16 protein-coding genes are annotated in these 22,255 nt (G+C 71.9%); 9 read left to right on the top strand and 7 right to left on the bottom strand.

The genetic code is table 11. The features are described from left to right. Positions 1–162 precede the first annotated feature (162 nt). From WME82_RS41285 to WME82_RS41265, 5 genes are all read left to right on the top strand, one after another. Complete coding sequence (locus WME82_RS41285; protein WP_438039793.1) at positions 163–5,949, top strand: sensor histidine kinase; 5,787 nt, start codon at positions 163–165, stop codon at positions 5,947–5,949. 201 nt (positions 5,950–6,150) lie between these two features. Then, complete coding sequence (locus tag WME82_RS41280; RefSeq protein ID WP_438039792.1) at positions 6,151–7,530, top strand: hypothetical protein; 1,380 nt, start codon at positions 6,151–6,153, stop codon at positions 7,528–7,530. Positions 7,531–7,587: 57 nt separating this feature from the next. After that, complete coding sequence (locus WME82_RS41275) at positions 7,588–8,622, top strand: expansin EXLX1 family cellulose-binding protein (protein ID WP_438039791.1); 1,035 nt, start codon at positions 7,588–7,590, stop codon at positions 8,620–8,622. A gap of 212 nt (positions 8,623–8,834) precedes the next feature. Next, positions 8,835–9,938 (top strand): alpha-hydroxy acid oxidase, encoded by a 1,104-nt coding sequence (locus WME82_RS41270; protein WP_437853736.1) that lies wholly within the window; start codon positions 8,835–8,837, stop codon positions 9,936–9,938. 312 nt (positions 9,939–10,250) lie between these two features. After that, positions 10,251–11,168 (top strand): metallophosphoesterase, encoded by a 918-nt coding sequence (locus tag WME82_RS41265; RefSeq protein ID WP_438039790.1) that lies wholly within the window; start codon positions 10,251–10,253, stop codon positions 11,166–11,168. Positions 11,169–11,285: 117 nt separating this feature from the next. Here the strand turns inward: WME82_RS41265 and WME82_RS41260 are convergent, their stop codons facing one another. Both WME82_RS41260 and WME82_RS41255 read right to left on the bottom strand, forming a co-directional pair. Next, positions 11,286–11,951 carry a hypothetical protein gene (locus WME82_RS41260; protein WP_438039789.1) on the bottom strand — a complete coding sequence of 222 codons (666 nt, stop codon included), beginning with the start codon at positions 11,949–11,951 and terminating at the stop codon, positions 11,286–11,288. Continuing rightward, complete coding sequence (locus tag WME82_RS41255; protein WP_437853732.1) at positions 11,948–12,289, bottom strand: hypothetical protein; 342 nt, start codon at positions 12,287–12,289, stop codon at positions 11,948–11,950. Before WME82_RS41255 ends, WME82_RS41260 begins: the two co-directional genes overlap by 4 nt. A gap of 348 nt (positions 12,290–12,637) precedes the next feature. Here WME82_RS41255 and WME82_RS41250 point away from each other — a divergent pair, with 348 nt between their 5' ends. Next, positions 12,638–13,390, top strand: coding sequence for a hypothetical protein (locus WME82_RS41250; RefSeq protein ID WP_438044977.1), 753 nt, complete (start codon positions 12,638–12,640; stop codon positions 13,388–13,390). Positions 13,391–13,449: 59 nt separating this feature from the next. Here the strand turns inward: WME82_RS41250 and WME82_RS41245 are convergent, their stop codons facing one another. After that, positions 13,450–14,145, bottom strand: coding sequence for a Kazal-type serine protease inhibitor domain-containing protein (locus WME82_RS41245; protein ID WP_438039788.1), 696 nt, complete (start codon positions 14,143–14,145; stop codon positions 13,450–13,452). 784 nt (positions 14,146–14,929) lie between these two features. On the opposite strand from WME82_RS41245, the gene WME82_RS41240 reads away from it, so the two are divergent. Beyond that, positions 14,930–16,156 (top strand): ROK family protein, encoded by a 1,227-nt coding sequence (locus WME82_RS41240; protein WP_437853727.1) that lies wholly within the window; start codon positions 14,930–14,932, stop codon positions 16,154–16,156. An 11-nt stretch (positions 16,157–16,167) separates the two neighbouring features. Here WME82_RS41240 and WME82_RS41235 read toward each other — a convergent pair whose 3' ends face one another. Together WME82_RS41235 and WME82_RS41230 are read right to left on the bottom strand one after the other, a co-directional pair. Further along, the gene (locus tag WME82_RS41235) at positions 16,168–16,596 is read right to left on the bottom strand and encodes a membrane spanning transport protein (RefSeq protein ID WP_437742022.1); all 429 of its coding nucleotides are present in this window, start codon (positions 16,594–16,596) and stop codon (positions 16,168–16,170) included. Positions 16,597–16,611: 15 nt separating this feature from the next. After that, complete coding sequence (locus WME82_RS41230) at positions 16,612–17,391, bottom strand: helix-turn-helix domain-containing protein (protein WP_437742021.1); 780 nt, start codon at positions 17,389–17,391, stop codon at positions 16,612–16,614. 196 nt (positions 17,392–17,587) lie between these two features. On the opposite strand from WME82_RS41230, the gene WME82_RS41225 reads away from it, so the two are divergent. Then, positions 17,588–17,791 (top strand): CopZ family metallochaperone, encoded by a 204-nt coding sequence (locus WME82_RS41225; RefSeq protein ID WP_438039787.1) that lies wholly within the window; start codon positions 17,588–17,590, stop codon positions 17,789–17,791. Positions 17,792–17,848: 57 nt separating this feature from the next. Beyond that, entirely contained in the window at positions 17,849–19,228 is a 1,380-nt protein-coding gene (locus WME82_RS41220) for a GH1 family beta-glucosidase (RefSeq protein ID WP_438039786.1), read from the top strand. Positions 19,229–19,536: 308 nt separating this feature from the next. On the opposite strand, the gene WME82_RS41215 is transcribed toward WME82_RS41220, so the two are convergent. Together WME82_RS41215 and WME82_RS41210 are read right to left on the bottom strand one after the other, a co-directional pair. Beyond that, a complete protein-coding gene (locus WME82_RS41215; protein WP_437712070.1) occupies positions 19,537–19,857 on the bottom strand; it encodes a hypothetical protein in 321 nt (106 codons plus the stop codon). Positions 19,858–20,016: 159 nt separating this feature from the next. Further along, positions 20,017–22,179 carry a protein kinase domain-containing protein gene (locus WME82_RS41210; protein ID WP_438039785.1) on the bottom strand — a complete coding sequence of 721 codons (2,163 nt, stop codon included), beginning with the start codon at positions 22,177–22,179 and terminating at the stop codon, positions 20,017–20,019. Positions 22,180–22,255 lie beyond the last annotated feature (76 nt).

The raw sequence follows: 22,255 nt of genomic DNA, 5'->3' as shown, positions 1-22,255 counted from the left end.
TGGGGCGGGCGGCGCGGTGTCCGGCGGGATCCGTGTGTGCGCGCCGGTTGGGTGGCTGAGCCCCCTCGGGGCGGCACACGGGCTCGGCCGCTCCGGGGTCGCCGACGATCCCGATGTTCCGCCTGGCCGACCGGCGCCAGCGCTTTGCGGCATGTCGTCCTCGTGAGTCTGCCCAAGGAGATGCGCGCTCCCTCCCCGTACACGATCACCGGGACCCTCCACGAGGGCGGAAGAACCCGCCTGCTTCGCGCGGTCCGGAGCGCCGATGGCCGCCCGGTGATCTTGAAGGTCATCGACCCGAGGAGCGGCTGCTCGCAGGACATCGAGCGCCTCCGGCGCGAGTACACGATGGGCAAGGGTCTCCGCCACGAGGCCTTCGTCGAACCGCTCGCCCTCGAGACGTTCGAGGGGCTGCCGGCGCTCGTCATGGAGGATTTCGGCGGCGAGTCGCTCGATCACCTCATCCTCATCGACGCGCCCATGAGCGCCGGGCGGTTCCTCGATCTCGCGGTACGTCTCGTCACCTGCGTGGCGGAGCTCCACCAGCGGGACATCCTCCACAAGGATCTCAAGCCCCAGAACATCCTCGTCAACGCGACCACGGGCGAGGTGAAGCTCGCCGACTTCGGCCTTGCCTCCCGCCTCCCCCGCGAGCAGCCCCCGGTCGGGACTCCCCGGCTCATCGAAGGCTCCTTGCCGTACCTGTCTCCGGAGCAGACGGGGCGAATGAATCGGGCGATCGACAGCCGCGCAGATCTCTATGCGGTCGGCGTCACCTTCTACCAGATGCTCACGGGGCGCCTGCCCTTCGTGGCGCGGGATCCGCTCGAGTGGGTGCACTGCCACGTCGCCCTCGCCCCGCCGCCGCCCTCCGCGATCGTCCCCGGGATGCCCGAGGTCCTCTCGGCGATCGTCCTGAAGCTCCTCGCCAAGATGGCGGAGGATCGCTACCAGACCGCCCGCGGCCTCAGGCACGACCTCGAGCGGTGCCTCTCGCAGCACCGGGCGTGCGGCAGGATCGAGCCGTTCTCCCTGGGCGAGCGCGACATCTCCGGCCGCGTCCAGCTCCCGCAGAGGCTCTATGGCCGCGAGCGCGAGGTGAGCGCCTTGCGGCGCACGTTCGAGCGCGTCGTGGACACGGGGGTCCCCGAGCTCGTCCTGGTCTCTGGCTATTCCGGCAGCGGAAAGTCGGCCCTCGTTCACGAGCTCTACAGACCGATCGTCCGGGAACGAGCCCTGTTTCTTTCGGGGAAGTTCGAACGATCCAACCGCGGCGTCCCTCACTTCACGCTCGTCCAGGCCTTCCGGAATGTCGTGTGCGAGATCCTCGCCGAGCCCGAGGACCGGATCGCGGCCCTCCGGCAGCGGCTGCTCGACGCGCTCGGGCCCAATGGACAGCTCATCGTGGACGTCATCCCGCAGGTCGAGCTCGTCATCGGCCGGCAACCGCAGGTCCCTGAGCTCCCGCTGGCCGAGGCGCAGCACCGGTTCCGCGTCGTGTTCCGGAGGTTCATCGGGGCGTTTGCCCGGAAGGAGCACCCGCTCGTGCTCTTCCTCGACGATCTCCAGTGGACCAACCCCGCGAGCCTCGGGCTCCTTCATGATCTGATGACCCACCCGGAGACGCGCCACCTCCTCGTCGTCGGCGCGTACCGCGACAACGAGGTGACGCCCTCGCACCCGCTCATGGCGGCGCTCGACAAGGTGCGAAAGGACGGCGCGCGCGTCTCGGACATCGTGCTCGGCCCGCTCTCCCGGGAGCACCTCGGCGCGCTCGTCGGCGACGCGCTCCGCTGCCGCGGCGAGGACGCCGCGCAGCTCTCGGCCCTCGTCCACGAGAAGACGGCCGGCAATCCCTTCTTCGCGATCCAGTTCCTCACCGCGCTGCACGAGGAGCGGCTCATCGAGCTCGACGAGCGCGCCGAGAGCTTCCGGTGGGACGTCGCGAAGATCCGCGAAAAGGGCTTCACGGACAACGTGATCGACCTGATGGTCGGCAAGCTCGTGCGGCTCCCTCCGGGCACCCAGGAGGCGCTGAAGCACCTCGCCTGTCTCGGGAGCACCGCCGGCGTCGACCGCCTCGCGATGGTCCGCGGCAGCTCGGTGGAGGAGACGCACGCGGACCTCTGGGATGCCGTCCGCGTGGGGCTGGTCCTGCGCAGGGACGCCTCGTACAGGTTCGTCCATGACCGGGTCCAGGAGGCCGCCTATTCGCTCATCCCCGAAGGCGAGCGGCCGGCGATGCACCTCGGGATCGGCCGGCTGCTCGCGTCGCGCGCGGCGCCGGAGGCGCTCGAGGAGAAGATCTTCGAGATCGTCAATCAGCTCGACCGAGGCGCTCCGCTGATCACATCATGGGCGGAGCGCGAGCGGGTGGCTGAGCTCAACCTCATCGCGGGCAAGCGCGCCAGGGGGTCGAACGCCTGCGTCCTGGCGCTGAGGTATCTGGCCGCCGGCAGGGCGCTGCTCCCGGAGGATCGCTGGGAGCGACGGTACGAGCTCACCTTCGAGCTCGAGCTCCATCGGGCCGAGTGCGAGTACCTCACCGGCGATCTCTCGGCGGCCGAGGAGCGGCTCTCGGCGCTCTCGCGCCGCGCCGCGAGCCTCGTCGATCTGGCCGCCGTCACGTGCGTGCGCCTCGGCCTCTACACGACCATGGACCGCAGCGATCGCGGCGTCGACGTGGGCCTCGACTACCTCCGCCGCGTCGGCGTCACGTGGTCGCCGCACCCAACGGACGAGGAGGTACGGAAGGAATACGAGCGCGTCTGGGAGCTGCTCGGGAGCCGTTCGGTCGAGGACCTCATCGACTCACCCCGGATGACGGACCCGGAGTGCCGCGCGACCCTCGAGGTCCTGACCCACGCGCAGTCGCCGGCGCTGTTCACCGACGCGAACCTGAATTGCCTCGTCGTGACGCGCATGACGACCCTCAGCCTCGAGCGCGGCAACTGCGATGCATCGTGCCTCGCCTACACCTGGTTCGGCATGCTCCTCGGGCCGCGCTTCGGCGATTACCGCATGGCCTACCGGTTCGCCAGGCTCGGCCTCGAGCTCCTGGAGCGCCGCGGGGCCCTGCGCCTCAAATCCCGCGTCTACCTGGGCTTCGGGCACCGGGTCAACCCGTGGGTGAGGCACATGCGCGCCGGCGTCGAGCTCCTGCGACGGGGCTTCGAGGCGGGGCAGGAGACCGGGGACATCACGTATGCTTCGTACAACAAGAACTGCCTGATCACGATCCTCCTCGCCGCGGGAGAGCCCCTCGGCGAGGTGCAGCGCGAGGCCGAGCGCGCGCTCGACTTCGTGCGGCGGGCGCGGTTCGGCCTCGAGGTCGACATCGTCACCGCGCAGCTCAGGCTCATCCGGGCCCTCCGGGGCCTCTTGCCCGATCTCTCCTCCTTCAGCGACGCCGACTTCGACGAGCGCCGGTTCGAGCAGCGCCTGGAGGGTGATCCGCGCCTCGCGATCGCGACCTGCTGGTACTGGATACGCAAGCTGCAAGCGCGCTTCCTCGCGGGCGATCTCGACGGCTCGCTCGAGGCCGCGGAGAAGGCGCGGCCGCTCCTCTGGACGTCGGGCTCGTTCTTCGAGGTGGCCGAGTACCATTTCTATGGAGCGCTCGTGCGGGCGGCGCGCTGCCGCGCGGCGGACGCCGCCGAGCGGCGCCGGCACCTCGAGGCGCTCGCCGCCCACCAGCGGCAGATCGACACCTGGGCGGAGAGCTGCCCCGAGAACTTCGGCGACCGGGCGGCGCTGATCGGCGCCGAGATCGCGCGTCTCCGCGGCGCATGGGACGACGCTGCCCAGCTCTACGAGCAGGCGATTCGCTCGGCGCGCGCGAGCGGCTTCGTGCACAACGAGGCGCTGGCCTACGAGATCGCGTCGGGGTTCTACCGGGAGCGAGGGTTCGAGCTGATCGCCGACACCTACCTCCGCGAGGCCCGCGCCTGCTATGTCCGCTGGGGGGCGGACGGCAAGGTCCGGCACATCGATCAGCGGAATCCGCGTCTCTGGGACGCGAGGCCGCTCGCCCCGACCGCCTCCTTCGCGGCGCGGCTCGAGCAGCTCGACCAGCTCTCGGTGGTCAAGGCGTCGCAGACCATCTCGAGCGAGATCGTCCTCGACAAGCTCCTGCGGACGCTGCTCACGGTCGTCCTCGAGCAGGGCGGCGCGCAGCGAGCCTGTCTCGTCCTGCACCAGGACGAGCGACTCTCCATCGGAGCCGAGGCCATCCTGGAGGAGAGCGGGGAGGTGAGGACCGTTTTCCCGCGCTCCGGGGAGGGCGCTTCACAGCGCGTCCCCATGACGCTCGTCCGCTACGTGCAACGGACGAAGGAGCGCGTCATCCTGAGCCCTACCGAGGCTCTCGCCGGCAAGTTCTCCGGCGACGCGTACTTCGCGCGGCGCAAGCCCAGGTCGGTCCTCTGCATGCCCATCCTGAGGCAGGCGGAGGTGGCGGGCCTGCTCTATCTGGAGAACGACCTCCTCGCCGGCGCGTTCCCGCCGGAGCGGCTCACCGCCCTGTCGCTGCTCGCCGCGCAGGCCGCGATCTCCCTGGAGAACGCGCGGCTCCTCTCCAAGGAGCAGGCCGCGAGGACCGGGGCCGAGGCGGCGGAGCGGCGCGCGGCCTTCCTGGCCGAGGCCGGGGAGATCCTCTCCGGGTCGCTCGATTACGAGGAGACGCTGGCGCGCGTCGCGCGGCTCGCGGTGCAATCGCTCTGCGACTGGTGCATCACCGATGTCGTCGAAGGCGAGCAGATCCGGCGAAGCATCTGGGCGCACAGGGATTCCGCCAAGGAGTCGCTGCTCGAGCAGCTGCGGCGTCGGTATTCTCCTGCCCTGGATTCGCCCCATCCAGCGGCCAGGGCGCTGCGGTGTGGTGAGCCGTTGCTGGTCTCCGGGTGCTCCGAGGAAGAGCTCCGGCACTACTGCGAGGACGACGAGCATGCGAGGCTCATCCGCGAGCTCGGGGCGCAGAGCCTCATCGTGGTGCCGCTCATGGCGCGGGGGCGGCCGATCGGAGCGCTGAGCGTCGTCTCGTCCGCGCCGGGGCGCTGCTACGTGGAGGCCGACCTGGAGATCGTCCAGCACGTGGCGCACAGGGCCGCGCTCGCGATCGACAATGCGCGGCTGTACCGCGCTACCCAGGAGGCCATCCGCATGCGGGACGAGTTCCTCACCGTGGCGACGCACGAGCTCAATACACCGATGACGTCGCTCACGCTCTCGCTCGAGGCCATGGAAAGGAGCCTTCGCTCGGGTCGGCTCTGCGATCCGCCGGCGATGGGCAGGCAGGTCGAGCGCGCGCTGCGGCAGGCGATGCGCCTCGCCCGCCTGAACCGCGAGCTCCTCGAGGTCTCGAGGATCGACACGGATCGGGCCTCGCTCGACCTGGCGGAGGTCGACCTCGGCGGGGTCGTGCGCGACGTGATCGCGCGGTTCGAGCTGGATCTGGCGCGCGCCGGCTGCTCGGTCTCGCTGAGGATCAGCGGCCGCAACGTGGGCTCCTGGGATCGCTCCCGCGTCGACCAGATCGTCACGAACCTCGTCGCCAACGCGATCAAGTTCGGCCCGGGCAAGCCCATCGAGATCGTCCTCGGCGAGGAGGCCGGGACGACGCGGCTCTCGGTGAAGGATCACGGGATCGGCGTCGACCCGGCGCGCCAGGAGCGGATCTTCGATCGCTTCGAGCGCGCCGTGTCCGACCGGCACTACGGCGGGCTGGGGCTCGGCCTGTACATCAGCCGCCAGATCGCGCAGGCGCACGGCGGCTCGATCCGTGTCGAGAGCGCGCCCGGCGCCGGCGCCACGTTCACCGTCGAGCTCCCCGGCGCCGGACCGCCGGTGTCGCCGCGCGCGCCGGTCTTCTCGAACGATTCGATAGGATCGTGCGCCTCCCCGGGAGGCAGCGCAGGCAGTGATGGTTTTGGATCGTTCAATTCGTCCTAGCGCTCCTCTTCTTCGCGCGACCGACTCGCCAGCGGTGGTGAGAGCACCAGACTTCGCTCTTCGGATGGACTCCCCCTTCGTTCCACGGGCCGTCACGGCGTCCGGCGATGCTTCCCGGGTTGACGCTACACGCCGTTCGCCCGATAGCTTTCGCATGCGTTCGGGGAACATCCAGGCCCTGCTCGGAGTCGGGCCGCGGTGGTGAGGTATCCCCCCCTGGGCGCGCGCGTGCTCGTGTTGGCGGCGCTCGCCGCCTGCCGTGACGGCTCGGGTACGCCGGGCGCCGGGCCGGCGCCCGACGCGGGTGTTGCGGCGCAGGGGCCCTCCGTTGCGCCCACCGCGAGCGCGGCCAGCGCCGCGAGCGCGTTGTCGCTGGACGCGGGGGTGGCGGACGCAGCAGCGGCAGATGCGGCAGCGGCAGATGCGGCAGCGGTGGACGCGGCAGCTCCGGACGCCGCCGCGCCAGACGCGGCAGCTCCAGACGCCGCCGCGCTGGGCGCAGGCTGTACGCTGCGCCGAGGGCCGCTCTCGCTCTCGCTCCGTGGGCCGGCGCTGCTCTGGTCTCCCGACGAGGCGGAGCGCGCCGACTTCCGGGTGATCTTCAACCGCGACGGCGTGGCGCAGCACGTCGCGCCGTCGTTCGGCGGGCTCACCGCGCCAGGCTCTCCGCCCGCGGAGGCCGCGCCCGACGCCGGGGATGGCAGCGGCGATCCTGCGCGCGCCTCGTGGCCGGCGTGCGCGGTGGCCTCCCGGTTCGTGTACTGCATGGATCACGGCGGCACGATCCGGAGGACCCCGCTCGGCGGCGGCGAGGGGCCGCCCATCGGCGCCGGGCGCCGCGGCACGGGGATCTCCGCCGTCGCGCTGCCCGGAGGGCACACGTTGCTCGCCTTTCTCTCGGATCGGAAGACGAGCGAGGGCGCCGTGACGCAGGCCTTCGCTGTGCTCGACGACGGGGCCGCCGTGCCGCTCTCCGAGGAGGGCAGCGGCGCCACCTTCGTCGCGCTGTCGCCCTGGAAGGGAGGCGCGCTCGCGATGTACATCGACGCGCGGTCGGCGCTGACGCCGGTGCACGCACGCACGCTGGGGCTCACGGCGGAAGGCAAGCTCGAGCTCGGCCCTGACGCGGTCGTCTTCGTCGGCGACGCGGGGGAATCGCGGATGGGCGGCGCGCTCGCCATCGGCGCCGCAGGGCCTGCGTACGTGCTCCTGCCGGCGGCGAAGGACATCTCGGCGTTCGGCATGGCGGCGATCCGCGTCGACGAGGCGCCGCGCGACGACATGCCCGCGGTCTGGTCGCTCTACCCGAACGGGCTCAGCCCCGCGCCGATCGCGGCCACGCAGGGCGTCTCGCCGATCCACGTGGCCCGGGTCCGGCCGGTCTCGCGCGAGCCCGGGGCGCGCCACGCGCTCGAGCTCGGGCAGCTCGACGGCGAAGGGCGGTTTCACGCGCGCTGCGTCGCGGTGGAGGGCAAGTCGTTCAAGCACGTGGCGATCGAGGCGGATCGCGGCGGTTCGCTGTGGATCGCGTACACGACGGCGGCCGGCACCTTCATCGAGCAGCGCGCCGCGGGGCCGTGATAAGCCAATCGCGTGGATTCGCGAATCCATCCCTATCGTAAATCTTAAGGAGTCGAGATGAAGCTAGGTTCTATGCCCAAGGGCATTCTATGGCCGCTCGTGTCGCTGATCGCGCTCGGCGTCGCTGGCTGCAGCGATGGCGGCGGCGGTGACGCCGGCAGCGCGGAGAGCGCCTCGTCCGCCGCCGGCGGGCCGGGGGGCGCGGGCGCGGTCGGCGCCAGCGCCAGCGCCGGCACAGGCGCAGGGGGCGGGGACGGCGTCACGACGGGCGCGGGCGCTGGTCCGGGCAGCTCCACGACGACCGGCTCCACCTCCTCGACGAGCGGCGGCGGCGAGCCCAGCGCCACGAGCACCGGCGCGACCACCTCGACGGGAACGGGCAGCGAGCCGGTGAGCTGCGACTATCCCGCGGAGTACGCGAACGGATCCATCACCTTCTACACGCTCGACATGGGCTCGACCGAGGTGAACTGCAGCTACCCGATCGTCGGGCGCAACCCGGACGTCGTCGGGCACGTCCCGTTCGGCGGAGGCCAGTACTTCGCCGCCATGAACACCACCGACTACGACGCGGCGGCGATGTGCGGCGCGTGCGTCGAGGTCTCCCGGGACGACGGGCGCAAGGTGCAGGCCATGGTCGTGGACCAGTGCCCGATCGCCACGAACCCGAAGTGCACGGCGGGCCACATCGATCTCAGCAAGAACGCCTTTCTCAAGATCGGCGAAGAGCGCGAGGGGTATCTGGGGACCACCCACGGCGGCGCGGCGGGGAAGATCTCCTGGCGGTACATCCCCTGTCCGACGACGGGCGCCGTCTCCTTCCGCCTCAAGGACGCGAGCAACAAGTACTGGAACGAGATCCTCGTCGAGGGGCATGCGCACCCGATCGAGAAGCTGGAGGTGGAGATCAACGGCACGTGGCAGACGGCCACGCGGCAGTCGTACAACTATTTCGTCGTCGGCGACGGGAACATGGGGAATGCGCCCTATCACGTCCGCGCGACCGACATCAACGGCTCCACCGTGGAAGCGATGCTCGACCTCAAGGCCGGAAACCAGCCCGCGAGCGGGCAGTTCGCCGCCTGCAACTGAGACCGAAGCCTACGCCCCCTGCTCGAGGGCGGCCGCCCGGAGGCCCGGTGGTGGACGTGCCCCTCGCGCGCCGCGGTCGAGCTCCCACGGGCGCCGCGGCCGCGCTGGGCTGCGGGGAAGCGCGCTCGCCAGCCGGCTGGTCGCGGGGCCAGCTGGTAGGATGGGCGCCCCCTGCGGTCGGGACGCGCCGCCGGGATCTCCAGGAGAACACCGTGCAAGACCCTCGCCCCGCTCCGTCGCTGCTCACCGTCGACGACTTCGAGCGCGCAGCGCGCGCCCGGCTGTCGAAGATGGCCTATGACTACTACCGATCAGGCGCCGACGAGGGCCGCACGCTCCGCGAGAACCGGCGCGCCTTCCGCCGCCTCGAGATCCACTACCGCGTCCTCGTCGACGTGGCCGAGCGGGACATGAGCACGACGGTGCTCGGCACGAGGGTGCCGTTCCCCATCCTCGTGGCGCCGACGGCCTATCAGCGCCTCGCGCACCCCGACGGTGAGATCGCCTCCTCGCGGGCGGCCTCCGAGCTCGGCACCATCTTCACGCTCTCCACCCTCTCGACAACGAGCCTCGAGGCGGTGGCGGGCGCGTCTCCAGGGCCGAAGTGGTTCCAGCTCTACGTCCACAAGGATCGCGGCCTCACGCGCGCCCTCGTCGAGCGGGCCGAGTCCTCCGGCTACCGGGCGCTGATGCTGACCGTCGACACACCGGTCCTCGGCCGCCGGATAGCGGACGTGCGCAACGGCTTCGCGCTGCCCGAGGGGCTCGTGATGGCGAACCTCGTCGACGTCGCGGCGGCCGCGCCGGCCGAGGAGCGAGGCTCTCTGCTCGCGTCCTACGTCGCCTCCCGACATGACGCCTCGCTGACGTGGCGCGACGTCGGGTGGCTCGCCTCGCTCACGAAGCTCCCACTCCTGCTCAAGGGCATCGTCAGGCCGGACGACGCGGTCCGCGCGCTCGACGCGGGCGCCGCCGGCGTCGTCGTCTCCAACCACGGCGCGCGGCAGCTCGACGGCGCCCCCGCGACGATCGAGGCCCTCCCGGCGATCGCCGACGCGGTCGCCGGGAGGTGCCTGGTGCTGATGGACGGCGGTATCCGGTGGGGTACCGACGTGCTGAAGGCGATCGCGCTCGGCGCCCGCGCGGTGCTGGTCGGACGCCCAGTCCTGTGGGGGCTCGCCGCGCTCGGCGGCGAGGGCGTCGCGCGCGTGCTCGCGGGGTTGCGCGATGAGCTCTCGATCGCCATGGCGCTCGCCGGCTGTCCTACCCTGGCATCCATCGATCGCGACCTGATCCGACGAGCTCAGGCGCGATGATGGATGCCTGAGTCGCACGAGCGCGGAGTTTTCCAAGATCGGCGCTGTCCCGCGTGCGGCCAGGCGGCGGACCGCGACGATCGCGACGCTCACGTCGGTCACGTCGCCCATGTCGACAGATTGCTGCGCTCCGCTGAATCGAGGTGTCAAGGCGTCTTCGACGAAAGAAAAGGTGGCGGCCATTCAGCCTCACCCGTACACTCGGCCATCGTGAGCAGCGCAGTACCTGCGAGGGAGCGGTGGCGGAGGCTCTTCACGCGAGGCGCTGGCGCCTCCGGGGGGGAGCCCGCGCCTGAGGGAGCGGACCCGGCCATGGGGATTCGGCTCCGGCGTTTTGCGGGGCCGGCGGCCTACCTCGATCAGATGTCGTCGCTCCGGATTGCCCACCTGACCGATCAGCATGTCGGTCGCGTGACGTCGGTGCGGGTGCAGCGCGCGGCCGTCGCGCTGACGAACCTGCAGCGGCCCGACCTCGTCGTGCTCACGGGCGATTTCGTGTGTCACAGCCAGCTCTACCTCGATCAGCTGGAAGAGGTGGTGCGCTGCTTCGAGGCGCCGGTGATCGCCGTGCTGGGGAATCACGATCACTGGTCGGGCGCCGACGCGGTGAAGCGCGCGCTCGAGCGGGGCGGCGCCGCGGTGCTCTGCAACGCGAGCACGGTGATCACGCTGGGCCATGAGCGGCTCCAAGTGGTGGGGCTCGACGACGCGTATACGGGCCACGCGTCGCTCGAGAAGGCGGTGAAGGGGATGCGGCGCGACCTGCCGACGCTGGGCCTCTCGCACATCGCCGAGGAGGCGGACGGGCTCTGGCGCCATGGCATCCCGCTGGTGCTGTCGGGCCACACGCACGCGGGCCAGGTGACGGTCGCGCGCCTGAACGAGCTCTCGATCGGCAAGATCGCGGGGCACCGGTACATTCACGGGCTCTACGGCACGCGCAAGCGGGGGGAGCCTGGCCAGGGGGCGGTCTACGTCGGGGCGGGGATCGGCGCGGCGGTGATGCCGTTGCGCCTCGGCGAGCGGGGCCAGCGGGAGGTCGCGATCTTCGAGCTCGGCAGCGAACCGGGGTCGTTCGACGAGCACCACGCGGAGCAGGAGCCGCACCTGGGGCGCAAGCCGACGCCGGAGCTCATGGCGAGCCGCGCGGCGAAGGTGGCGAGGAACCGCGAGCGGCGGGCGCGGGGGCACCGGCACGGCGAGGGGAGCGTTGGCGGCGGAGAGCCGTAGCGCTGCAGCGCCCAAGGCCGTCTCTGCTTGCGCAGGTCAGAGATCCGTCTTCGCGCCTTTGCGTCTTTGCGTTGAAATCTCTCCCTGGATCCCTGGCCGGACTCCTGGTGAGTAGAATTAGTAGCGAAAGCCCAGGGCTCCCGAGGGCCCCCAGAGGATCGCCGAGGCGAGATCGACGTTCATCCGAGCCTCGAGGTAGATCGCGTGCTGATCGAGGGTGACGAGGTCGTAGCTCAGGTGCCCGCTGAACCCGAACGCCGTGGAGGTCATGGACGACGTTGACGTCGCGCGGGTCACCGCGAGCAGGAGCAGGCCCGCGCCTCCGCCGAGCCGGAAATCGCCGAGGTGGGCCTCCACCGCGAAGCTCGGGCGGAACATGCGCGCGGGGAGGCCGAACTCGGTGACGCCGACGAAGCCCTCGAACCCTCCCCAGAGCGCGACGTGCTCGAGCGTGCCCCCGGCGGCGGCGCCGAAGCTCGCTCCATAGATGGCGAGGGAATAGAAGCTTTGCCACGAGCCCCCGGCGTGGAGCTTGGCGCCGAAGCCGCGCTTCCACCCCTCCGGGCCCTCGGGTGCGGGCGCCCCAGGCGGCGCGGTCGACGGCGCCTCTGCGGTCGTGGGCGTCGCGGGCGTCGCGGGCGGCGGCGAGGGGAGGGGCGCCAGAGCGGGCGGCCCCGGAGGAGGCTGCGGCTCCTGCGCGCTGGCGAGGGCGGGGGCGAGGAGCCCGGAGAGCACGGCCGCGCCGCCCCATCGCCGCCTCGACGAGCGGATACGCCGCCTCATCGACACACCACCGGGCGCGCGACGCCTGCGCTCCCCCCCTCGGCGAGCTTCATGCGCGCGGCCGCCTGCTCGCAGACGTTGCTCGCGACGAGGTCGCCGCACTCCCTGTCCTGGATGCACCGGCTCTCGTCGGCCGTGAGCCACAGCTCCTCGTTCCCGTTACAGCCGACGTTCTGCTGGCAGAGCGCGGGAGTCGCGGCGAACGACGGACAGCACTCCTCGAGATGCGCAGCCGCATTTTCGCACAGGAACTCCTGCTCGCTGATGCCCATCCCGAGGGCGAGCGGCGCGAGCAGGAGGACGCACAGGATTCGACGGGCAGAGATCCAGGATCTCACGTTCAACCTCGCTGCAAAGCGTGAATGCGGCGCGACGGAGCCCGGCGCCCCGGGCGCCATGGCATCCTACCGCGACCGCAGGCCCAGTTCCCATGTCCTCGGCCCCGCCCCCCGCACGCTCGAGGAACCCCGCCGGTCGGTCGATTCGCATTGACGCCCGCCATGTGAACGTTCACATTATCGGCCGCACGTCCTCCTTTGGCTTCGTCCGGTAGTGCACCGGGCCGCTCACGAACCTGACATGGTCACGCGAACGAGCCGTGATATCAAGGCAACGACGTTTCGCGTCCCCAGCCTCTACTGCCGGCGCCCTCGCCGGACTGGTGTAAAATGAGAATCTCTTTGATCGTGGTCCCTGCGATGATGGTCCTTCTCGCCTGCGGCTCCGATTCCGACCCGCCTGCGGACGATCAGGCCAGCTCCAGCACGACGAGCGCTGCGGGTTCGGGCGGGGGAGCCTCGACGGCCGCCAGCACGAGCGCCTCCAGCAGCGCGAGCTCCAGCAGCAGCGGCGGGGCCGGCGGCAGCGGCGGGGCCGGCGGTAGCGGCGGGGCCGGCGGCAGCGGCGGCCAAGAAGAAAACCTGCTCGCCGCGGCCGACAGCATCGACGGCTTCCGCTGGGAGATGCCGTGCGACAGGGACCCGGGCAACAGCGACGAGTGTCCGTGTTCGGCGCTGGTCGACGAGAAGAAGACGTTCGGCGGCTCGCCCGACACGGTCTATCTGGTGACCGTCCGGCTCCGCGGCGTCGTCGAGCCGGAGACCTACAAGGGCGGCACGCCCGACGGCATGCACTTCCGCGTGGGCGGTACACCCGACAACGCGACGTACAACCGCTACAGCATCTCTGTCTCCGACCCGGCCGAGGTCTACTGGCTCAACGATAGCCCGACCGTCGGGCACGACACGTTCATCATCGACCACACGAAGACCATCCCGATCCGGGGCGGATCCACGGTGTCCTTCAAGGGCGAGGATCCGAATCACACCAGCATCGCCAACTTCAAGCATCTGGTCGTGGAAGGCGTCCCCCCGGCGCCCGAGCCGTACGTCGGTCAATTCATCCAGCTCGACGTGCAATCCGTCGAGAAGCAGCCGTGAACGCGCGCCGCCCGCGCTCCTCGCGCTCGAGCAGCCGCGGAGCGGGGCGGCGATCTCGCTCACTCGATCGGCGCGTCCGCGCACGCGCCCCGCGCGTCGACGGAGGTGCCGCTCGCTGCCGCCGTGCAAGCGTTGGCGTACGTCTGGCCATCACAGCCGCACACGGGAGCGAGCTCCTTCGTGCAAACATCGGGCTTCTCCGCGCAGGTGCCGGAAGCGTCCGCGCGCCCGCAGATCGCGGACGGCGCGTACTTGCAGTAGAGCCCCTCGCCGCACACGCGCGGCCCGCCGAGGGTGAAGCCGCCACAGCTCTCGCCGATCCCCACGATCGTGGGGCCGCACTCCCCCGCGCTCCTCACCGAGACGCCGGCCGTGGCCGCGACGCAGCCGTTGCTGTAGGTGCGGCCATCGCAGCCGCACACCGGATCGTAGTTCTGCGGGCACGCGTCGGGCATGAGCTCGCACGTGCCGCTCCGGTCGTACGCGCCGCAGTTCGCCTCGGGGGCGAAGTCGCAATATAGGCCCGCCGCGCAGCGTATGCCGGCGATGCCCCCGCACATGCCGCCGGGCCGCGCGAGGGTGAAGCGGCTCTCGTGCTCGAAATACGCCGGTGCTGCCGCCACGTCGCTCACCGCGAGCGCGCCCTCGGCGGCCCCGGTCTCCTCCGCATCCGCGACCTCGGCATCATCGGATGTCGCCGTGCAGGCGGCGAGCGTTACAGCGAACAATGCACCCAGAACATGTGTCATCTTCATGATCGTGAAAACTCCTCGTGAGGAAGCGCCCCGGCGCTCCGGGCGTCTCCTCGGCCATGCGCATCGCGCGCGAGCTGGGCAACGCGTCGCTGTGCGATGTCGCCGTGTCCTCCAACCCGTCGAGCCCTGGCTCGACCTGGGGTGACAGTGCGTCGGCATGTCAGGACTCCAGCGCCTTGACGATCGCTCCCCTTCACGCCCCGCGGCGTCTGCGCTCATCGATCCGGTGTTTGCTCGCTTCCCGCGTTTGCCGTTTGTCGTTCATTGAGCGTCGATTGCCGATGAGCGCCTGCCATCTGTCATCCACCGCTTCTCGTTCGTTGCCGTCTGCAATCGGTGTTCCCTTGGAGAAGAGATGAGCCCGCCCGCCGCGGAGCTTCGCGGCGTCGCCGGAGCGGGGAGCGGGGCGATCGCCAGGTCAGGGCGGGTCGGACGCCGAGAGGGCCGCGCGCTCCCTGTTTCCACCTCACATGCGGCGATGCGGCGTTCCGCCACACGGGGGTGCGGGCTGTAGGAGCCCATCCCCCGAAGCGGGGCAGTTTGCTACGTGGAGGGCGGGAGGGGCGCTGCGCCGGTGGCCGTCCGGGCAGCGACGATTGTGATGCTGACATAAGCAGCTGACGCGCCGCGGGGTGGGGGCGTCGAGGCAGCGACGCGCGGAGAAGCGCGGGAGAGCTCGGGAGAGCGCGGGGGACCAGGCTCGCCGCGCGCGCTTTCGTGACAGCTCGGCTGCGACGCCCCTTGCTTTTGCTGCACGAGGACGGCTAAGTCTGGTTTTGCTCGAATGGTCCGTGCCAACGACAAGACGGCGAACAACCGTACCCCTCGGGAGCTGAACCGCTCCCTCGTCCTCGACCTCGTGCAAGAGCACGGTCCGATCTCCCGCACGAACCTCGCGCGGTTGAGCGGGCTGACCAAGCCGACGGTCTCGGCCATCATCGAGGAGCTCCTCGACAGCGGCAGCGTCCGCGATGTCGGGACCGAATCGCGCGGCGGGCGCCCGGCGCGGCTCCTCGAGTTCAACGACGACAGCGCGGCCTTCCTCGGCATCGAGATCGGTGTCGAGAAGACGGCCGTGGCCGTGGCCGACGCCCGCGGGCGGCTGCGGGCGCGGCTGGAGCAGCCCACCGTCCTGCGCGATCCGCACCGGACGGTCCGCGATATCGTCGAGCTCTTGCCGAAGGTGCTGCAGCTGAGTGGGGTGCCGCGGAAGCGGCTGCGCGGCGCCTGCGCGGTCTTGCCTGGGCTCATCGAGCGGCCGAGCGGCGTCTGCGTGCTTGCGCCCAACCTGGGCTGGGAGCGGTTCCCTGTGCGCGCGGAGCTCAGCCGCGCGCTTCGCATGCAGGTGCCTGTGTACAACCTGCCTCAGGCAGCGGCGGTGGCGGAAGGGGAGCTCGGCGCGGCGCGGGGGCACGCGTCGTATGTGTGGATCTACGTCGGGCTAGGCGTCGGCGCGGGCCTCGTCGCCGATGGACGCCTGTTCTTCGGGATGCAGGGGTACAGCGGGGAGATCGGCCACTGCCGCGTTGCGGACGACGGCCCTCCTTGCGGCTGCGGGCGCCGCGGATGTCTGGAGACGTTCGCCTCGGTCATGGCGCTCCGGCGCGCCGCCGAGGCGGCGTCGGCGCGCTCACCGCAGCTCGCCGCGCTCGCTCGCCCGCACGCGGTCAGCGCCGTCGCGAGCGCGGCGCTCGCCGGCGACGAGAGCGCCCGCGCGATCTTCCACGAGGCGGGCACGCAGCTCGCGCGCGGCATCGCGGTCCTGCTGAACCTGCTCAACCCCCAGCTCATCGTGCTGGGCGGCGAGCTGCTGGCGGCGCCCGACATCCTCCTTGCCGGCGTGCGCGAGGAGCTGCCGCGCCACGCCGTCCGCGGCGCGGACGTGCCGGTCGTCGCCTCTCCGCTGGGCGACGAGGCCGGCGTGCTCGGCGCCCTCCTGCTCGCGCGCGAGGGCGCGGTTCGCTCGCTCCGCCTCGTGCCCGACGGCGTGCTCCAGGACAGCGCGCCGTAGGGGATCGGGTTCTAGGCGAGCGAGGCGCGCTCTCCGCGCGCCGGGTCGCCCTTCGGGTCGGGCGACCCGGACCGCCCCTCGGCGAGGAGCGGCGCGAACGCGTGGCGATCATGCCAGGTGAGGGCGCCGAGCAGGCCGAGGAGGACGACGGCGTTGATGCCGGCGCGGGGGTCCAGCAGAAGGTGGAACAGGGCGATGTTCACCACGACCGGCCATAACAGCGCGAGCGCGAGGGGGCGGCGGCGGTCGAGGAGGAGCAGGACCGCGGCGGCGATCTCGACGACCTTGACGGCGTGGATGTAGCCGCTGTCGACAAGCAGCTGGATGAACGGGTGGAGCGGCTCGGGGACCGGCACGATGCGCACGAATCCGTTGATGCCGCCGAGCAGGACGATGAGGCCGAGGGCGACGCGGGCTGCGCCGACAGCGCGGGGGGGCATGGATCCTCCTTGGGTTCAGGGGATCACCATGGCCCCGGCCGTGGCCTCGGCTTGTACGAAGCGGCTGCGAGCGACCGAGCCCGGCGTGCGACCCAGCGTGGCGACGATCGCGCGGGCCAGGTGGGCCTGGTCGTGGAAGCCGCCGGCGAGCGCCGCCTGCGCCAGCGGGGCGCCGTCCATGAGCGCCCGGATGGCCGTCCGCACGCGCAGGAAGGTCACGTAATCGCGCAGCGGGTGGCCGAAGGCGCCGTGAAACAGGTGGGAGAGCCGCGAGCGAGAGAGGCCCTCCGCGGCGGCGAGCGGGCCCAGCGCGGGGCGGCCCGGCGCCTGCTCCGCCAGGCGGCGCATGGCGCGGAGCACGCGGCGATCGACCGGCGGGCCGCCCGGCGCGAACGCACCGGCGCACGCCCTCATGAGCTCGTGCGTCGCCGCGTGATCGAGCCGGCCGCGGAGCGCGTCGCGCGCCGCCGAGCGCGCCCGCTCGGCCTGCGCGCCTTCGAGGACGAGCACCCGCCCGCGGGCGGCCGCCTGCGCGCCGGCGCCGAGCCCCTCGGGCGCAAGAAAGGTCGTCACCGTCGCGCCGGGAGAGCCGATGGAATGGGCGACTCCGGCGCCGGTGAGCACGGGCGCGCGCACCTCGAACGGCCGCCCGACCTCGGCCTCGATCTCGAGAGGACCCTCGACCGGCACCACCAGCTTGACCAGGTGGAGCGCATGGCGGCGCGTCCCCCCGGCGCCCTCGATGATGTGCACGCCGCCGTGGCCGACAAGCGCCGTGTGCTCGAGAGCCGTCACGCTCGAGAGCACATCACGCGGACGCGGGCGCCGCAACCGGCGCAACCGGCGCAAGCATTCGGCAGCGGAGCGCGCCGGAGAGGCCATTTCCTGGGCGGTTCCGGGGGACTCTTGCGTCGACGCGCGACGGAACGACGGCGATCCGCCCAGGCGCGCCCTCGTTGACGCTGCTGCCTCGAGCGGGCATAGGGGGGAGATGCGCAGAATCGCTATCGAAGGGATGACCTGCGGCCACTGCGTCCAGGCGGTCTCGAAGGCGCTCGCGAAGGTCCCTGGCGTGACGCGGGTGAGCGAGGTGAGCCTCGAGCGCGGAGAGGCGGTCATCGAGGGGAGCGCGGCGGCGGAGGCGCTCCTCGCGGCCGTGCGCGAGGCCGGCTACGAGGCGCGCGACGCTGGCTGACGCCGCGGTGCGCCGCGGCGCCGAAACGCGGCCGCCTTTGGTATGGTGGCGGCCACCATGACGCGACAGCAGAGCGAAGAAGGCTTTCCGGAAGGGTTCCTGTGGGGCGCCGCCGCGGCGTCGTACCAGATCGAGGGCGCCGCGCACGAGGACGGCAAGGGGCCGTCGGTGTGGGACATGTTCTGCAAGAAGCCGGACGCTGTGTGGAACGGCCAGACGGGCGACGTCGCGTGCGACCACTACCACCGGTACCAGGAGGATGTCGCCCTCATGCGCGACATCGGCCTCCGCGCCTATCGACTCAGCACCTCGTGGCCGCGTGTCCTCCCGGAGGGCACGGGCGCCGTCAACGAGCGCGGGCTCGCGTTCTACGATCGCCTCGTGGACGCGCTGCTCGAGGCGGGCGTCGAGCCCCACATCACGCTGTTCCACTGGGACTTTCCTCTCGCGCTCTACCACAAGGGCGGGTGGCTGAACCGCGACAGCGCCGACTGGTTCGCCGAGTACACGAGCGTCGTGGTCAGGAAGCTCGGCGATCGGGTGAAGGACTGGATGACGCTCAACGAGCCTCAGGTGTTCGCCGGCGCCGGCCACTACGAGGGGCGCCACGCCCCCGGCGACCGGCTGCGCTTCGCCGAGGTGCTCCGGGTCTGCCACCACGTCTTGCTCGCGCACGGCAAGTCGGTGCAGGCCATCCGCGCGGCGAGCCCCGGGAGGTGCAACGTCTATTATGCGCCCGTCGCGCAGGTGAAATACCCCGCGACCTCGTCGCCGGAGGATCTGGAGGCGGCGCGCGCGGCCACGTGGTCGGTGAACGCGCGGACCACGTGGACCAACACGTGGTGGATGGATCCCGTGTTCTTCGGCAGGTACCCCGAGGACGGGCTCCGCCTGTTCGCGAACGAGCTGCCCGAGGTCCGGAGCGGCGACATGGAGATCATCGCGCAGCCGGTCGATTTCTGCGGCGTGAACGTCTACTGGGGAGTCCCGGTGCGCGCCGGGGCGAACGGCGCAGCCGAGGTGGTGCCCCACCCGGTGGGACACCCGATCACCGCGTTCGAGTGGTCGGTCACCCCCGAGTGCCTCTACTGGGGGCCCAGGTTCTTCTACGAGCGGTACAAGCGGCCCATCGTGATCACCGAGAACGGCCTGTCGACCCGGGACTGGATCTCGCTCGACGGGAAGGTGCACGACCCCCAGCGCATCGATTTCATGGCGCGCCACCTGATCGAGCTCCGCCGGGCGATCGCCGATGGCGCGGCCGTGAACGGCTACTTCCACTGGTCGATCATGGACAACTTCGAGTGGGCCCACGGCTACAAACACCGCTTCGGCCTCGTCTTCGTCGACTACCCGACGGGCAGGCGCGTCCTCAAGGACTCGGCGCACTGGTATCGTGAGGTCATCGCCTCGAACGGCGCGACCCTCGGGGGGTGAGCGGGGCCGCGTCACGCGCAGCGACCCGATGATCTGCGGCGTTAACCAGGCTCGGTCACGCTCAGGGCTCGAAGCCCGCCCCCTCCACCGGTCACCGACGTGAACGTAAACGTAAACGTTCGGATTTAGGAGAACGCGACGCTAAGCGTTGGTTAACGCCGACGGGATGATGGGATGGTCGTGATCTCCGCCGACCCGAGAGCGAAGGTGGCGTTAGAAAAGGCCATTCGCCCGTGATCGCCGGGCGAATGGCCGTGTCGCCGGCGCGCGCTGCGCGGCCCGCTCCTCGATAAAGCGCCTCGGGCGGCTCAGGAGGCGATCGGCTCGTCGCCGTCTTCGTCCTCGTCGTCTTCTTCGTCGTCTTCGAGCGACTCGTCGCCTCCGCCCGCCAGGTCGTACCCGTGCGGATCGAACTCATCGAACATCGCCTGCAGGCGCTCGCTCAGGGAATCCCACGTGTCCGGCGGCTCGCTCGCGTGGCGGTCGCGTTCGGCGAGGGCGAGCGCGGCGGCGACCACCGCCGTCAGCGGGCGCGCGTCCTGGAGCACCGCGACCTTCGAGGCGTCGCCGCTGCACGCGTAAGCCAGCAGATACGCCCTGTAGATCTCCTCATTCGTCTTGTCGCTCATTCCTGATCCTTCGTCCTTGTCGTCCGCGCCGCCCGTCGCCCCGTCGCCGTGCTCTGGCCTCCTGGGCGCCGTGGAACCCGGGGGCGCGAGCCTAGCCCATCTCGGCGGCCCTCGGGGCCGCGTCGCGCCGGGAGCCCGCGCCACGCGGGCGCGGTCGGCTCAGTAGCGCAGCCGGTCCCGCAGGGCGCGCACCGCGCGCTCGAGCCCCTCGTGGTGGTGGAAGCAGCACTGCCCGATGCGCGGCTGGCACTGCGACGAGCGGAGCATCTCCAGGAACACGAGCGCGCGCGCGTCCCCCTCGAGCGCCGCGCGCTCGAAGAGCGCCTCCTTGCGCCGGCAGGGGGCCTCGCGCAGCGCCACGGCGATGCGCAGCGGGACGCTCGCGCGCTTCAGCACCTCGGGGCGGCGGAGCAGCGCCGCCGCGCGCTTTCCGCCCTGCGTGCCCCCGTAGCCGCTCGAGATCTCGTAGGCGATGTCGAGGCCCTCCGGGCCCAGGCGGCTCTCCAGCGCGTCGAAGATCGCGTCCGCGCGGCCGTCGGTCCGGTACGAGCTCTTCACGGCGACGGCGGCCGCGGCCGTCATCACGTCGCGTTGCTCGAAGGCGGCGCGATCCTTCTCGAGCAGCGTGAGCAGCGCGCTCTCCGCGTCGCCCCACCGCTTCGCCCGGACCGCCGCCACGAGGCGCTCGCGCTCGGCCGGGAGGCCCGCGCCCTCGAGCGGCTCCGGGCCGGCGAGCGCCGCGCCCGCATCCGGCGCGTCCGCGTCCGGCGCCGCCGCGCCCGCGTCCAGCGCCGCCGCGACGTCGGCCGACCCGGGGGCCGAGGCGCTCGCGACGGGCGCCGCGGAGGGGGCTTGCAGAGGGGGGCCGAGGGCATCCTGCGCCTGGGCGGCCGGCGCCCCGGCGGGGGCCGTCTGCGCCGCTGCGGGCGCCGCCTGGAGCTCCGGGCCGGCGGCCGCCGGGGCGCCCGCGCGCAGCCAGCCTGCGCCCGCGGGCAGCCGGCCGAGGAGCAGCGCGCCCGCCGCGCCCATCACGGCCACGGCGGCCACCCCGAGCATCCAGCCCCACGCGCGCCCTCGCGCTCGCGGCCGGCCCCCTGCCGCCCCGCGCGCTGCCTTCCCGGGCGCCTCGCCGTCAGCCCCGGCGGCCCCGAGCTGCAGGCCGAACGCGTCGGCCTCGGCGCTGCCGGTCGCCGCCCCGCCAGCCGCGCCGCCCCTGGCCGCAGCGCCGCCGGCCGCGCCCGCGCGGTCTTGCCCTGCCGGCAGCTCGGGCGGCATGGCGTGCGGGATCGCGCGCAGCGGGTCGCTGAGCCGCCACGTCCCGCTCGACAGCGGCTCCTTCCAGGGGAGGAGGCCGAGCGCCTCGGACCTCGGCACGGCCGCGTCGAGCGCCGCGAGCAGCGCGCGGGCGTTCGCGGGGCGCTCCGCCGGGTCCTTGCGCAGGATGCGCATCACGAGCGCCTCGAGCTCGCGCGGCGCCGCCGTGCCCGGGGCGCGCAGCCGGAGCGGCGGCGGCGCCGTGTGGAGCTGCTCGCGGAAGATCTCGACGGGCAGGATCGCGTCGAACGGGTGCTTCCCGGCGAGCATCTCGTAGAGGATGAGCCCGAGCGCGTAGAGATCGGAGCGCTCGTCGACGTGATCCATGCCCTGTGCCGCCTCGGGCGCCATGTACGCGAGCGTGCCGAAGACCATGCCGCTCAGCGTGATCCGGCCGGCGTCGGGCCGCGCCTCGCTGCTGTGCGCGTCCGTCGTGGAGAGGCGCTCGATCGGCACCTTCGCCAGGCCGAAATCGATGAGCTTCACGGCGTCGGTGCCGTCCTCGACCATGACGTTGCGCGGCTTCAGATCGCGGTGGATGACGCCGCGCTCGTGGGCCGCGGCGAGCGCCGCCGCGATCTGCCGCGCGATCTCCGCGGCGCGCGGGGCGGGCAAGGGGCCCCTCTTGATGATGCGATCGAGCGTCGTGCCGCGGACGTGCTCCAGCACGAGGAACCGGGAGCCGTCGGGGAGGGTGCCGAAGTCGGTCGCCGAGGCGATGTTCGGGTGCTGGATGTGCGCGCCCGCGATCGCCTCGCGCTCGAAGCGCGCCGTGAGCTCCGGGGAGCCCTTCGCCGCGGGCAGGAGGAGCTTCACGGCCAGCCACTTGCGCAGGAGCAGGTGCTCGGCCTTGTACACCGCGCCCATCCCGCCCGTCGCGACGAGCTCCACGATCCGGTACCGGTCCGAGAGGACCGTCCCGACCAGCTGGGCCGCCGCGCTCTCCGCGAGCGCGTTGCTCGCGACGGGCGGCGGATCGCCGGGGGCAGGGGGCGGGGAAGCGCTCACGTGAGGCGTGAACTGTCCGGCCTACCCCGATTTTTGTCAAAGGTGCGCTGATGTGGCGGTCCCGCTCCGGCTTGTC

The sequence above is a fragment of the Sorangium sp. So ce128 genome, from assembly GCF_051525245.1.
Lineage (GTDB): Bacteria > Myxococcota_A > Polyangia > Polyangiales > Polyangiaceae > Sorangium > Sorangium cellulosum_B.
Note: the sequence above shows the minus strand (reverse complement) of the source record. Positions and strands in the feature narration are given on the sequence as shown.